The sequence below is a fragment of the Methylocystis sp. genome (assembly GCF_051061225.1).
In the GTDB taxonomy this organism is placed as follows: domain Bacteria; phylum Pseudomonadota; class Alphaproteobacteria; order Rhizobiales; family Beijerinckiaceae; genus Methylocystis.
On sequence record NZ_JBPFEB010000021.1, the window covers coordinates 1 to 13,904 of the forward strand.

The window sequence follows — 13,904 nt, forward strand, 5'->3', positions numbered from 1 at the left end:
CCGGAACTCGCGGGTCCCGGCTACGAAGGCGCTGTTGAGCGCGTTGTCGATGGCCGAAATCGGCACATTCATGCGGGAGGCGGCGTTGCGATCGATGATGAGCTGGGCGCGCAGCCCGCCCTGCTCCTTGTCGGAGGACACGTCGACGAGCTGCGGAAGCCGCTTGAGGCGATCGAAAATCTTGCCGCGCCATTCCTCCAGCTCGTCGAGCGAAGCGTCGGACAAGGTGAACTGGTATTGCGCCTTGCTCACGCGCCCGCCGGAGCGCAGGTCCTGAGACGGCACCATGATGACGCTTACGCCCGGTATCTTCGTAAAGGACTTGCGCAATCTGGCGATGACTTCCTTGCTCGTGGCCTTTCGCTCGCCCATGGGTTTGAGCGCGACGAAGACGCGTCCCTGATTGCCCGAGGCGGTCAGGTTGCCTGCGCCGATGAAGGAGCCGACATTGACGACGTCGGGATCGGCCAAAAGAGCGTCGTTCACCAGCCTTTGCAGCCGCAACATTTCTTCGAACGAGACGTCGGTGGCGGCCTCCGTCGTGCCGTTGATGAGCCCGATGTCGTCCTGAGGCAGATTTCCCTTCGGGATCGTGGTGTAGAGCTGCACCGTCCAAACCACGACGCCGAGGATGGCGGCGAGCGTGATCCAGGGATGATCCACCACGGGCCGCAGCGTGCGCGCGTAAAAGGAGACGATAGCGTCGAGCCCGCTCTCCACCACGCGATCGAAACGCGTCTCTCCCCGCGCCTTTGGCGCCGGCAGCCATGCGCAGACCATTGGCGTGACGGTGAGCGAAACGACGGTCGAAATCAGGATGGCGAAGGTGAGGGTGAGCGAAAATTCACGCAGCAAGCGCCCCATCACGCCCTCCATAAAGAGCAGCGGGATGAAAACGGCGATGAGCGACAGGCTGATAGAGAGGACCGTGAAGCTGATTTGCTTTGAGCCTTCGAGCGCCGCCTGCATTCGGCTCAGACCGCGCTCCCTGTAGCTCTCGATATTTTCAATCATCACGATTGCGTCGTCGACGACGAAGCCCACGGCGATCGTCAGCGCCATGAGCGAAAGGTTGTCGATCGAGAAACCGGCGAGCCACATGGCTGCGCAGGTGCCGACGAGCGAGAGGGGCACTGTGACGCCGGCCGCGATGACAGGCGTCGCGCGGCGGAGAAAGACGAACACCACCATCATCACCAGCGCCACCGAGATGATGAGCGTGATTTGAATGTCGTGGATGCTGGCGCGGATCGTCTGTGTGCGGTCCGCGAGGACGCTGATCTTGATGCCCGAAGGAATCCATTGGCGCAATTGCGGCAGCAACGCCTTTACGTGATCGACGGTCTCGATCACATTGGCGTCGGGTTGCTTGGTGACGATGACGAGCACCGCGGGCTTGCCATTGAACCAACCGGCAGACCGGCGATTGCGCACCCCTTGATCCACCGTCGCCACGTCGCCGAGCTTCACCACGGCGCCGTTGCGGGAGGTGACGACGATGTTGCGATAATCCTCCGGCGTCGAAAGCTCATCGGTCGTATCGAGCGTGATTTCCTGCGTCGTTCCGGAGAGCGCGCCGACCGCGGCATGAGCGTTGGCCAAGAAAAGCGCGCGGCCGACTTCGTTGACGCCGAGATTCATCGCGGCGAGTCGCGCCGTGTCGACCTGCACGTGGATCGCCGGCTGCTCGGCGCCGGCAATGCGCGCTTCTGCAACGCCGGGCACTTGGGAGATGCGCTGTGCGATGACGGTGTCGGTCGCGTCGAAAATGGCGCTGGTCGGCATCGTGTCCGAGGTCATGGCCAGCACGAGAACCGGCATGGTCGATTGGCTGGCCTTGCGGAAGCTCGGAGCGGCTGGAAGATCGGTCGGGAGATCGACAAGCGAAGCGTTGATCGCGGCCTGAACGTCGCGCGCGGCCGAGTCGATATTCTTGTTGATGTCGAACTGGGTGATGATCTGCGTCGAGCCGAGCGAGCTCGTCGACGTGAGCTCGTTCAGTCCCGAAATGCCCGAAAGGCGCCGTTCCAGCGGCGCGGCGACGGAGGCCGCCATGGTTTCGGGATCGGCTCCCGGGCGTGAGGCGCTGATGCCGATGGCCGGAAAATCGACCGCCGGCAGGCTTGCAACGGGGAGGAAGAAATAGGCGACCGCGCCGATCAGAAAAAGGGCTGCGGCGAGAAGCGTCGTCCCGACCGGCCGGCGGATGAAAAGAGCGGAGACGTTCATTCGGCCGCTTCTCGCCTTGGCGGCGGTTCCTCGGCCGTTTCCTCCGGAATTTCTTCTTCCTCCTGGCTCAGCGGCTTCAGAAAGCGCCGGCGCAGGCGGTCGACCTGAAGATAGATCACGGGCGTCGTGTAGAGCGTCAGCGCCTGGCTCAAGAGGAGGCCGCCGATGATCGAGACGCCGAGCGGAATGCGCAGCTCGCTTCCCGCCCCATGCGCGAGCGCGAGCGGCAAGGCGCCAAAGAGCGCGGCCAGGGTCGTCATCATGATTGGGCGAAAACGCAAATGCGCGGCGCGCACGATGGAATCGCGCGGCGAAAGCCCCTCGTCGCGCTCCGCCTCGAGCGCGAAATCGATCATCATGATCGCGTTTTTCTTCACGATGCCCATGAGCAGCACAACGCCGATGAGCGCGACGACCGACATGTCGATGCCCAGCAGCATCAGCGCAAGGAACGCGCCGACGCCCGCCGAGGGCAGCGTCGTGAGCACGGTGAAGGGGTGGGCGAAGCTCTCATAGAGCACGCCGAGCACCACATAGATGGCGATGACGGCTGCGAGGATGAGCCAGGGCTCGCTCGCCAGCGATTTGTTGAATTCCGCCGCGTCGGCGCTGAAGACGCCGATGATGGATGACGGCATGCCGATGGCGGTCTGCGCCTGCGCGACCAGCTTGACGGCGTCGCCGAGCGCGAAGCCGTCGGCAAGATCGAAGCTGATGGTCGAGGCCGGGAACTGATCTTGATGCGCAACGGAGAGCGGCGCCGCTTTGTTCTCGATGCGCACGAAGGTGGCGAGCGGCGTCTGCGGTCCGCCTCCCACCGGGGCCACATAGAGCTTTTCGAGCGCCGACATATCCCGCAAATATTGCGGCGCGGCTTCCAGGATCACGCGGTATTGGTTCGATTGCGTGTAAATCGTCGAAATCTGCCGCTGCCCGAAGGCGTCGTTGAGCACATTGTCGACGTCCTGGGCCGAGATGCCGAGACGGCCGATCTTGTCGCGGTCGATTCTCATCTGCGCGCGCAGGCCGCCGTCCTGCGTCTCGGCGGCGACGTTTTTCAGCCCGGTCGTGCGGCGCAATTCGTCGAGGAGGCGATTTGACCAGTTGAGCAGCTCGCCCGCATCGGCGGCTGTGAGCGTATATTGATATTGCGAGCGGCTTGGCCGGGTCGTGATCTGAATATCCTGCACCGGCTCGATGAAGAGCGAGGCGCCGGCGACCTTCTCGCCGGCGATCTTCAGCCGGTCGGCGATCTTGTCCGCGCTCGTGTCGCGCACATCGTGGCTGCGAAGCGTCACGGTGAGCCGGCCGACATTGGTCGTCGCGTTGAGCGGGCCGACGCCCAGCACGGAAGTGACGCCCGTCACCTCGGGGTCCTTGCGAAACACCTCTGTCACCTGGGCCTGCAACGCTTTCATGCGCTCAAAGGAGGCGTCGGGCGAGGCCTCCATCACGACGCTCAGCACGCCGGTGTCCTGACGCGGCAGAAAACCCTTGGGGATGAAGATAAAGAGCGCGACCGTCAGCGCGAGCGCGCCTGCGGTCAGGAAGAGCATGAAGGGCTCGCGCTTCAGCGCCCAATCGAGCGAGCGGTAGTAAAGGCGGTCGAGCCAAAGCGACACGGCCTCCCATGCCGTGTGCTCGTTCGTCGGCGCGCTTTTGAGCAGCACGGCGCAGAGCATCGGCGTCAGCGTCAGCGAAATGACGGCTGAAATCACGACGGCGATGGAAAGCGTCAGCGCGAATTCGCGGAACATGCGCCCCACGATGCCGGTCATGAACAGGAGTGGAATGAAAACGGCGATGAGCGAGACCGTCAGCGAGATGACGGTGAAGCCGATCTCGCGGGCGCCGTCGAGCGCAGCTTGAACCGGTTTCTTGCCGAGCTCGATATTGCGGACGATGTTCTCGATCATCACGATGGCGTCGTCGACGATAAAGCCCGTGCCGATGGTGAGCGCCATCAGCGAGAGATTGTCGAGCGAGAAGCCCATTCCCCACATCGCGAAAAAAGTGGCGATGATCGAGAGGGGGAGGCTGACGCCGGCGATGAGCGTGGCGCGCCAGCTGCGCAGGAACATCAACACCACCGCGATCACGAGCCCCGCCGCGATGATGAGCGTCATCTGCACCTCGAAAATCGAGGCGCGGATCGTTTCGGTGCGATCATTGACGATGTCGAGGCCCACGCCAGCCGGCAGCTCGCCGCGCAGCTTCGGCAGCGCCTGCTTGATGAGCTCGACCGTCGAGATGATGTTGGCGCCGGGCTGGCGCATCACGTCGAGCACGACGGACTGTTCGCCATTGTACCAGCCGCCGACGCGGGCGTTCTCGAGCCCGTCCGTCACCGTGGCGACGTCGCGCAGCATGACGGGCGCATTATTCCGCCAGGCGACGATGATCGTCTCATATTGCTTGGCTTGCAGAATCTGGTCGTTGGCGTCGATCGTGTAGGCTTGACGCTTTCCGTCGAGCGAGCCCTTGGCGCCGGCGTTGTTGGCGGCGACGACGGCTTGCCGCAAATCCTCCATGCCGATCCGATTCGCGGCCAGACGCGCGAGATCCGCCTCGATGCGCACCGCTGGCCGCACGCCGCCTTGCACGGACACGCGGCCGACGCCGGAAATCTGCGCCAGCTGCGGCGCGATAAGCGTATCGGCAAGATCGCTCATGTCCCGCAACCCCGCGCTTTTCGAACGCAGGGTCAGCGTCAGCACCGGCGTATCGGCCGGATTCACCTTGGCGTAGACCGGCGGATAAGGGAGGTCGCGCGGCAGCGTCGACGCGGCGGCGTTGATCGCCGCCTGCACGTCTTGAGCTGCGGCGTCGATGTCGCGGCCGAGGTCGAACTGCAGCGTAATCTGGGACAGACCGAACGAACTCTGCGACGACATGCTGGTAAGCGAGGGAATTTGCCCGAACTGACGTTCGAGCGACGCCGTCACCAGGGAGGCGATCGTATCGGGATTGGCGCCGGGAAGCTGCGTCGTGACCTGAATGGTGGGGAAGTCGACCTGCGGCAGCGGCGAGATCGAGAGACGCACATAGCCCAGCAGGCCGAACAGCAGCACGGCGAAGGCCATGAGCGAGGTCGCCACCGGCCTCTTGATGAAGGGCGCCGAAACATTCATGCCGCGTCTGTTTACCTTCTGGGAGAGCCCTCTCCCCTTGCGCCGCGCTCGCGGCTGTTGGTCTTCGCTTTATTGACTTCCGCGGGAGCCGCCGCTTGGGGAGCCGCCGCTTGAAGAGGCTCCTCGACGTTGCTCACGCGCACCTTGCCGCCATCCGAGAGGCGCGAGAAGCCGCTTGTCACGATGCTCGTTCCCGGCTCCAGCCCCGACGTGATGACGACAATATTCTCGTCCTGGCGGCCGGTGACGACGCTTCTCATATGGGCGCGGCCGTCCTCCCCGAGAATATAGACGAAGGCGCCGTTCGGCCCGCGCTGCACGGCGGGGCTCGGCGTCACAATGGCGTTTCGGATCGTGTCGAGCATCAGCCGGACGTTGACGAACTGGCCGGGCCACAACCCGAGATCATTGTTGGGGAAAGTGGCTTTCAGCTTCAGCGTGCCGGTGAGCTGGTCGATCTGGTTGTCGAACACGCTGAGCTCGCCCGTCGCCAGCACCGTCGCATTGTCTGCGCCAAGCGCCCGGACCGTCGCGGGGCCGCGCGCCTGCGCCTTTTGAACCGAGGCGAGCGCCTGCTGAGGCAGGGTGAAAACGACATAGATCGGCTTAAGCTGGGTCACGACCACGATGCCAATCTGGTCCGAGGAATGGAGAATATTGCCGATGTCGACGAGGCGGATGCCGACGCGTCCCTCGATCGGCGAGCGGATCGTCGCATAGTCGAGCGTTGTCTTCGTGTTGTCGATCGCCGCCTGATCGGCGCGCACCTGCGCCTCCAGCTGCGAGACCTGCGCCTTCTGCGTCGAATATTGCTGCGCGGAGAGAAACTTCCCGGCGACGAGCTTCTCATAGCGGGTCAGGTCGACGCGGGCGTTGGCGAGATTGGCCTCGTCCTGCGCCTTCTTGGCGACCGCCTGATCATAAAGGGCCTTGTAGAGAGACGGGTCGATTTCGGCGAGAACGTCGCCCTTCTTGACGTCCTGGCCTTCGGTGAAGGCCAGGTTGAGCAGCCGGCCGTCGACCTGGGTGCGGATCGTCACGGTATTGAGCGCCTGCACCGTGCCCACCGCGTCGATGGTCACGGGCATGTCCTGCACGCGCGTCTGCGCGGCCGCCACGCTGACGGCCTCGTCGCGCCGCTTGCCGTCCGGGCCAGCCGCTTCAGCGGCGGGCTTGTCGCCCGAGCCGAAGCGCAGCCCGCTCTGCCACGCCCAGCCGCCGGCGAGCGCCAACGCGAGCGCGCCGATCGCCATGAGGATGCGCCGGTCGGGGCGGATCATGGAAAGATGCCTTTGTCGGCCTCGTAGGCCGCGTTTGCCGATGCGATTTCGGCGTCTCTGGTGGTGGGAGACCAGCCGCCGCCGAGCGCCTGATATAGGCTCGTCGCAGCCTGAAAGTAAGTGAGCCGTGTCACCGCAAGCTGATCCTGCGCCTGAAAAAGCGTCGTCTGGGTCGTGGACAGGGTGATGATGTCGATCGTGCCCTCCTGAAGCCGCATCTCGGCCGCCGTCAGCGCCCGCTGCGCCGCCGCCGCCGCCGTCGTCTTCGCCTTGAGCGCCGCCTCGGTCTCCCTGAGCGCGATCAGCGCATTCTCCGTGTCCGACAGGGCGGTCAGGATCTGCTTGCGATAGAGCGCCGCAAGCTCCGCGAAGCGACCCTTTTGCTGTTCGTAATTGCCCTGGATGTTGAAGCCGTCGAAGATCGGCTGGGCAAGATTGGCCGCGGCTTGCCAGGCGATGGCCTCGGGGCGCAGGAGATTATGCAGCAGCGCGCTTTGCACGCCATACTGGCCGGTGAGCGTGAGAGACGGGAAGAAGGCGGCGCGCGCCTGCAAGACCGAGAATTCCTGAGAGGCGAGCCGCGCCTCGGCTTCGGCCACGTCGGGGCGGCGCAGCAGCACTTCCGACGGCAGGCCGGGCGCGACGCTCGGACGGGTCAGCTTCGTCAGCGAGCCGCCCTTGACGTCCACGCTTTCGGGCGTCTCTCCGATCAGCACGGCAAGCTGGTTCCTGGTCTGGCGCAGCGTTTGCTCCAGCGGCGGGATGGTGGCGCGCGCCTGCGCGAGCACGCTCTCCTGCTGAGCGATGTCGAGCGCGCTTGCGATGCCGACATCGAAGCGCGCCTGCACGGCGCGGAACACGCGTTCGGCGATGGCGACGTTGTTATGGGCGATGCGCAGCCGGTCCTGCGCCGTGAGCACCTGAAAATAGGCGTTCAGCACCGAGGCGACGGTCGAAATCTCCACCGTGTCGCGGTTGAAGCGGCTGGCGTTGGCGAGAAGGCGCGCCGCATAGGAGGCGTCCTCGTTCTTGCCCCAGAAGTCGATCTCGTAGCTTGCGGTGAGACCGAGCTGGAAGAAGCCGAATTCACGGGCGCGAAAGCCGGTGGCCGGCGTCTGCTGGGAGGAGCCGGTCGAGGTCGAGGCCGGCGTGATGTTGGAGCCCGCCGAGGCGACATTGGTGGTCGTGCCCGGCACACGGTTGGTGCGGGCGATGTCCTGCATCGCGATGTTCGGCCACAGCGCGGCGCTGGAGACGCGCGCCTGCGCGTCGGCCTGGGTGATGCGGGCGGCGGCGGCGGCGATGTCAAGATTCTCGCCAATCGCCGATTCGACGAGCTTGGTCAGCTCCTTCGAGCCGAATTTGACCGCGAAGTCCGGTCCGCGCGGAATGGGCCTGGCCGACGCGGGCTTGGCCTCGCGCAGTCGCTCCGGCGGCGGAACCGCGAGATCGGGCTTGTCCCATTCGAGATCGCAGCCGGACAGCAGCGCGGCCGTCCCCAGCAGCAGGCCAAGGCGCCGGCGAGGGCGGGAAAGAGTGGGAATTGCCACGCCGGCGGTCAACAGAAGCTCACTCCACTTTTGCCAGCGCGCCAGCCGCCCGCAAGGGGGTCGAAGAGCCTACAATGCCAATAGGGGTGGCCTGCCAGGCTGGCGCAGGCAGAGAGGCGGTCGCGCGCTTTGCACCTGAATCGTCGCCGACACGCTCGCCCGCCGTGCGGCAGGCGTCAAGTTACCTATCAGTAACTTTGCCGCCCAAATCGGGTCAGTTGGCCTCTTCCTCCACCGCTTTCGCGCGCGGGCGGGCGGCGGGCTTGCCTTCGGCGGGCCTGGCTTCCGTCGCCTTGCCTTCGGCGGCCTTGCCCTCGGCAGGCTTGGCGGGTTTGGCTCTGGCCTCGCCGGTCTTGGCCGGCGCTTTTTCGCCGCCCTTCTCGGTCGCCTTCGTCTCCGGGGGCTTGCCCTCGGCGTGCGCCTTTTCCTGAGACTTCTCCGTCGCCTTGTCCTCGGCCTTTGCCTCCGGCTTCGTTTCCGCCTTGGGCTTGGTGGGGCCGGAGATGCGCGTCCAGGTTTCGCTCTGGCACAGGAAGGCGACGAGGCAGCCCGAAAGCGTCAACTGGGTCGGCGAATCATATGTGATCTTGCCCGTGTAGGTCTTGCCGTCCTCGGGATTGAAGAGATCGCCCTTCCAACTGTTCGGCCCGGTCTTGGCGGCGGAGCGCAGCACGATCGGCGGCGGGCTGCCGTCGAGCATCGGGAGCACGCCCCTGGCGCAGAGCTTCCCCGAGCAGTCGTAGAATTCCAGCTTGTCCGTCGGATGGCCCTCGCGCACCCAGACGCCATAGATCGCGTCCGCCGCAAAGCTCGCGGCCGGCGCGCAGAGGGCCGTCGCGGCGACAATGCCCAGCAATGATCTCTTCATGACGCCGGATTCCCGATTTTTTGGCGTGAGGCCGCCGGTTTAGATGAAAACAGCGAAATGCGAACGCTTCTTTTCGTCAAGTCGCGTCCGGCTCCTGAGACGGATGGCGCGGCGGTCCGAGGAAGGCCGGAACGATGATGAAGGCGGCAAGCAGCGTGAAAAACAACGAGATGGTCAAAAGCTCGCCCATGCTCGCCGTTCCCGGATGGCTTGACAGGAACAGGCTGCCGAAGGCCGTGCCGGTGGTCAGCGAGCTGAAGAAGATCGCGCGCGTGAGGCTTGAGGCCAGCATGTCGACCACGCCCTTTCGCCAGGCGATCACATAATAGATGTGAAAGGCCACGCCCACGGCGAACATCAGCGGCAGGGCGATGATATTGGCGAAGTTCAAGGACACTCCCAGCAGTTCCGCCGCCTGAAGGCTCATGACGCCGGCGAGCAGGAGCGGCCCCAGCGTGAGCGCGACGTCGATTGCATTGCGCAAAGCTACGGCAAGAATAAGGAAGATCGCCACAAAGGCGAAAAGTCCGGCCTGCAGGAAGGCGCGGGTGACGGTCTTGCCCGCTTCCGAGATGATGATCGGCGCGCCGCTGGAGTCGGGCGCGACCGCCAGCATCGCGTCCGCGAAGGTGCGCATGACGACGCGGTCGTTGGGGTCGCCCTTCGGCGACGTTTCGAGCCGCACGAGGCCGTCCGACGAAATCCAGTCGGCGCGCAATTCCTCCGGCAGCGTGTCGGGCGTGACCTGCTGGGCCTGGAGCGCGTCCCGCAACTGGGCGATCAGCTTGTCGAAGCCGCCGAAAGCGGCGACACGCGCCTTTTCGCGAAGCTGAGGCGTCGCATTGGCGAGGTCGTCGAGCGTCGCCGCGAAACGCAGCACCGGCGGCGACAGTTTCTTGCCCATGCTGGCGCGCAGCGCCTTCGCCGCGGCTTTGAGCGCCTTGACGGTTTCGGCGTCGGTCGGCGCGGCTTTCACTCTGGGGGAGAGCGCGCCATGCAATTCGGTCGACGCGCGCTGGATGAGCGCCAGCTTCTCGTCCTGATCATTGGGGATGAGCGAGAACACCGAGTCGACGAGGTCGACCTCCGGCAAGGCGAGAATCTTCTCCTTGAGCGCCTTGGCCGCGTCGAGCGAAGGCGCGAGCGTCTCGATCTTGTTGGGGGCGGTCCTGGAGTCTTTGGAGAGGTCCAGGAACGTCGCGACCGACTCGACCTTCTGGTCGCGCAGGTTCATCGGATTGGAGTCGAAATGCAGGCGCATCAGCGCCGGCGTGCCGGCGAGCACGATGGCCGCCGTGCCCACCAGAACCAGCGGGCGATGATGCGCGATCCAGTGATCGATCGCGGCGAGCGAATGAGTCGCGATCGGCACATGCTCGGCCGGCGGATGCAGCAGCTTGATCGCGGCCGGCAGGAAGGTCAGCGTCGCAAAATAGGCGATGATCATGCCGACGCCGGCGATGAGCCCCAGCTCCGCGACCCCGAGGAAGGAGGTCGGCAGGAAGCAGAAGAAGCCGGCGAGCAGCGAGATCGCCGCGAGCGTCAGCGAGAAGCCGATGCCCTTCGTCGCATGCAGAAGCGCCCGCTCCAGATCGCCATGGCCATGGCGCTCCTCGCGGTAGCGCGTCGCGAACTGGATGCCGAAATCCACGCCCAGACCGATGAACAGGGCGGCGAAGGCGACGGAGATCAGGTTGAAGCGGCCGATGAGCAGAATGCCCGCGCCGGAGGTGACGCCCAGACCCGCGAGCAGCGTCACCAGCACGGCCAGAATGAGCTTGGGCGAGCGCAGCGCGGCGAAGAGAATGAAGGCGACGATGACGAGCGTGCCAACCGTATTGAACGCCATGTTCTCGGAGAGCGTGGCGAATTCCTCGTCCGCCAGGGGCACGTCGCCGGTGAGGCGGAAGGCGTAGCCGTTTTCCTTCGTGACGCCCAGTTCGGCGGCGGTCTTGCGAATGAGGTCGATGGCGTGGGCGCCGGGCTGCAACTCCGTGAAGTCGAGCACCGGATTGATCAGCACGATGCGGCGCTTGTCGAGCGGCGGACCGGGCGGCGCCTCCTCCTTGCCGCCCGACAGCAGCTTTTCCCAATTGACCTGGGTTGAATGGCCGGCGAGCGTGTCCTCGAAGGCCTGCGAGAACTGGTCGAGGCCGGCAAGATACATCTCCGTGGCGCGCGGGCTGCCGGCGGCGCGCTTCTGATTGGCCACCAGAACGCTGGAGAGCCCGCGCAGGGTCGGGTCTTCCGCCAGCGGGGTCAGAACGTCGCGCTGGCCGATCATCATGCCGACCGTATGCTCGACCTCGGGCAGGTCGAGATAGAGCAGCCCATTCTTCGTGAAATAGGCCGGATCGTCTGGGCGCCAGACCCGAAGCATCAGCGGCTTGCCCTTCAGCTCGGCGGTCAGCCGGGCGGCGGCGTCGTCCGCCGCCTGCCCATTGGGCGCGTCGATGACCGCGACGACCGAATTTTCGAGCTGCGGGAAGGCGCGGTAGAGCGCCATCTGGTTCTTGCGCCAGCTCATGTCCGGCGAGAACAGGTTTTGCGTGTCGGTGTCGATCGCGAAACGCTCGACGGTGAGGTAAACGCCGCCCCCGGTCAGCGCGAGGGTGAGAAGAACCACGGTCCAGGGCCAACGAAGACAGAAGGCCACCAGTTTTTCCAACATGTATCGAACCCCGGACCAGCGTTGAGACGTATCCCGACCAAAAATTGGTTCCTCTATACGCGGGGAGGCGGCGCGCACCAAGCCGCCGCAGGCCGGGGACCCCTTACAAATTGCAGGAATGCGTTAAGCGTTACAGGTAACTGAGCCACCACAGATCGGGGCGCCGGCGTTTCACCCCGGCAAACCAGCGGCAGACGGGATACAGAGCGGCGACCGCCGCGACCCAGGCGGCATAGGCCCCGGCGAGGCCGACGCCGAAGTCCGCCGGCGGCTGCTGGGACCTCAAAAATACCGAAATATCCGCAAAGCTGTAGCCCTGCGCCGCCGCCAGCGCCAGCGCCGCCGCGACGCCCAGATAGAGATGCGAGACATAAAACAGCAGCGGCGTGCGGCCGAAGACCGCCAGCACGCGCGCCGCCGCGCCCCGCAGCCGCTCCAGCGCCGGCAGGGCCAGCGCCGCGACGCCGAGCGTCAGCAGAAGATAGAGCGCGGAGGGCGGATATTTTGTGACATTGAGGAAGGAGAGCAGCGTCAGCAGGCCGTCCCGCTGCGTGGCCCAGGGATGGGGATCGCCATAGATCTGCGTCGCCCGCAGGAGAAGGAAGGCGGCGAGGGCGGCGAGGCCCACCCGGCGCAGGATGGGATCGCGCCGCGCCGGGTCCGCCTGAAGCAGGGGACCGAGGCCGAAGCCGAGCGCAACCACGCCGATCCAGGGCAGGGCGGGATAAAGCACGTCGCCCGCAATCCCGAAGGGCAGCGGCCCCTTTTCGTGCAGGAGCCGCCACAGCGGGCCGAAGACGCCGAGATCGGCGGAGCGGACGCCGTCCAGAAGATCATGCCCAAGAATGATGGCGGCCCCGACCACGAGGACGGCGCGCGCCGGGAGGCGGGAGAGAAGCGACAGCGAAACCAGGCCGCAGCCGATCGCCCAGAGCGTTCCGAGTTCGACATGGCCCGGCCCGCCCCAGACCGGGCTGATCGCCACCACGTCCAGCAGAATGAGCCAGAGGCCGCGCGTCGCCAGAAACAGGCTGAGCGTCCCGGGGCTGCGTCCGCGCGCGCCGTAGAACCAGGCGCCGGCCCCGGCCAGCAGCGCGAAGGTGGGCGCGCAAAAATGGGTGACGAAACGCGTCAGGAAGAGAAAGGGATAGGTGCGGTCGAGATCGGTCGGACTGAAGCGCAGGGCGTCGGCGTCGAAGAAGTCCCGCATATGGTCGAGCGCCATGAGGATCATCACGAGGCCGCGCAACCGGTCGATTTCCGGCAGGCGGGGATCCCTTTGCGGCGCCCAGCCATCCGCCGCGCTCATCCGAGCGTCGCCAGTCCGGGGAACATTTCGAGCAGCCAGAAGGACATTTCCTGCACCCCGCCGGTGAGGAAGGCGACGCCGGTAAAGATCAGCAGCACGCCGACGATCTTCTCCACCTTGCCGAAATGCTTGCGGAAACGCGCGACGAAGGCGAGGAACCGGCCGAGCGCGAAGCCGGCGCCGATGAAGGGCAGGCCGAGGCCGAGGGAATAGGTCGCGAGCAATGCGGCGCCCCGGGTGACGGTGTCCTGCGTCCCGGCGACGGCGAGGATGGCGGCGAGAATCGGTCCGATGCAGGGCGTCCAGCCGAAGGCGAAGGCGAGCCCCATCACATAGGAGCCGAAAAGGCCCATGGGTTTGGCGATCTCCGCGCGCTTCTCGCGATACATCAGCTCGAATTTGAGCAGGCCCACGAAGTGCAGGCCCATCAGGATGATCACCGCGCCCGCCACCCAGGAGAGGATGTGCAGATTGGCGCGAATCACCCCGCCGAAGGCGCTCGCCGTCGCTCCCAGCGCCACGAAGACGGTGGTGAAGCCCAGAACGAAGAGAATGGCGGAGAGCAGAACGTCGCGACGCGCCCGCGAGCGGGACTCGAATTCGAGGTCCTCCATCGAGACGCCGGCGAGATAGGTCAGATAGGGCGGCACCAGCGGCAGCACGCAGGGAGAAAGAAAGGACAGGAGTCCCGCCGCCGCCGCAGCCGGAAAGGTGACGTCCGCCGCCATGGTTGATCCTCTTTGGAATGCTTGACGCGGTTTCTGCCACAGGCCGGGCTGCGGCGCAAAGGAGCCGCTCCCCACATCACCGGGGAGACCAGGTCGCGCGAGATGCGTCGGACCAGTATTTGCCAAGCTTTTCGGTTC

General features: G+C 65.4%; 8 protein-coding genes. All 8 read right to left on the minus strand.

Annotated elements, in window-relative coordinates:
- Positions 1 to 2,229 (minus strand): efflux RND transporter permease subunit (locus tag ACR652_RS04020; protein WP_434505233.1); only part of this gene is annotated, 2,229 nt, incomplete at its 3' end.
- Positions 2,226 to 5,360, minus strand: coding sequence for an efflux RND transporter permease subunit (locus ACR652_RS04025; RefSeq protein ID WP_434505234.1), 3,135 nt, complete (start codon positions 5,358 to 5,360; stop codon positions 2,226 to 2,228). The genes ACR652_RS04025 and ACR652_RS04020, both read right to left, overlap by 4 nt.
- 11 nt (positions 5,361 to 5,371) lie before the next feature.
- Positions 5,372 to 6,640: an efflux RND transporter periplasmic adaptor subunit gene (locus tag ACR652_RS04030; protein ID WP_434505235.1), complete on the minus strand. Its 1,269-nt coding sequence runs from the start codon at positions 6,638 to 6,640 to the stop codon at positions 5,372 to 5,374.
- Positions 6,637 to 8,202: an efflux transporter outer membrane subunit gene (locus ACR652_RS04035; protein ID WP_434505236.1), complete on the minus strand. Its 1,566-nt coding sequence runs from the start codon at positions 8,200 to 8,202 to the stop codon at positions 6,637 to 6,639. Before ACR652_RS04035 ends, ACR652_RS04030 begins: the two co-directional genes overlap by 4 nt.
- Positions 8,203 to 8,404: 202 nt before the next feature.
- Positions 8,405 to 9,058, minus strand: a complete 654-nt coding sequence (locus tag ACR652_RS04040) for a DUF2147 domain-containing protein (RefSeq protein ID WP_434505237.1) — start codon at positions 9,056 to 9,058, stop codon at positions 8,405 to 8,407.
- Positions 9,059 to 9,134: 76 nt separating this feature from the next.
- Complete coding sequence (locus ACR652_RS04045; protein WP_434505238.1) at positions 9,135 to 11,714, minus strand: MMPL family transporter; 2,580 nt, start codon at positions 11,712 to 11,714, stop codon at positions 9,135 to 9,137.
- Positions 11,715 to 11,859: 145 nt separating this feature from the next.
- Positions 11,860 to 13,038 (minus strand): DUF1624 domain-containing protein, encoded by a 1,179-nt coding sequence (locus tag ACR652_RS04050; protein WP_434505239.1) that lies wholly within the window; start codon positions 13,036 to 13,038, stop codon positions 11,860 to 11,862.
- Positions 13,035 to 13,766, minus strand: a complete 732-nt coding sequence (locus ACR652_RS04055; protein ID WP_434505240.1) for a cytochrome c biogenesis CcdA family protein — start codon at positions 13,764 to 13,766, stop codon at positions 13,035 to 13,037. The genes ACR652_RS04050 and ACR652_RS04055 overlap by 4 nt, the downstream gene beginning before the upstream one ends.
- Positions 13,767 to 13,904 lie beyond the last annotated feature (138 nt).

Coding starts and splice junctions, on each gene's coding strand:
- ACR652_RS04040 (WP_434505237.1), bottom strand. CDS start 9,058: ATGAAGAGATCATTGCTGGGCATTGTCGCCGCGACGGCCCTCTGCGCG.
- ACR652_RS04025 (WP_434505234.1), bottom strand. CDS start 5,360: ATGAATGTTTCGGCGCCCTTCATCAAGAGGCCGGTGGCGACCTCGCTC.
- ACR652_RS04055 (WP_434505240.1), bottom strand. CDS start 13,766: ATGGCGGCGGACGTCACCTTTCCGGCTGCGGCGGCGGCGGGACTCCTG.
- ACR652_RS04050 (WP_434505239.1), bottom strand. CDS start 13,038: ATGAGCGCGGCGGATGGCTGGGCGCCGCAAAGGGATCCCCGCCTGCCG.
- ACR652_RS04030 (WP_434505235.1), bottom strand. CDS start 6,640: ATGATCCGCCCCGACCGGCGCATCCTCATGGCGATCGGCGCGCTCGCG.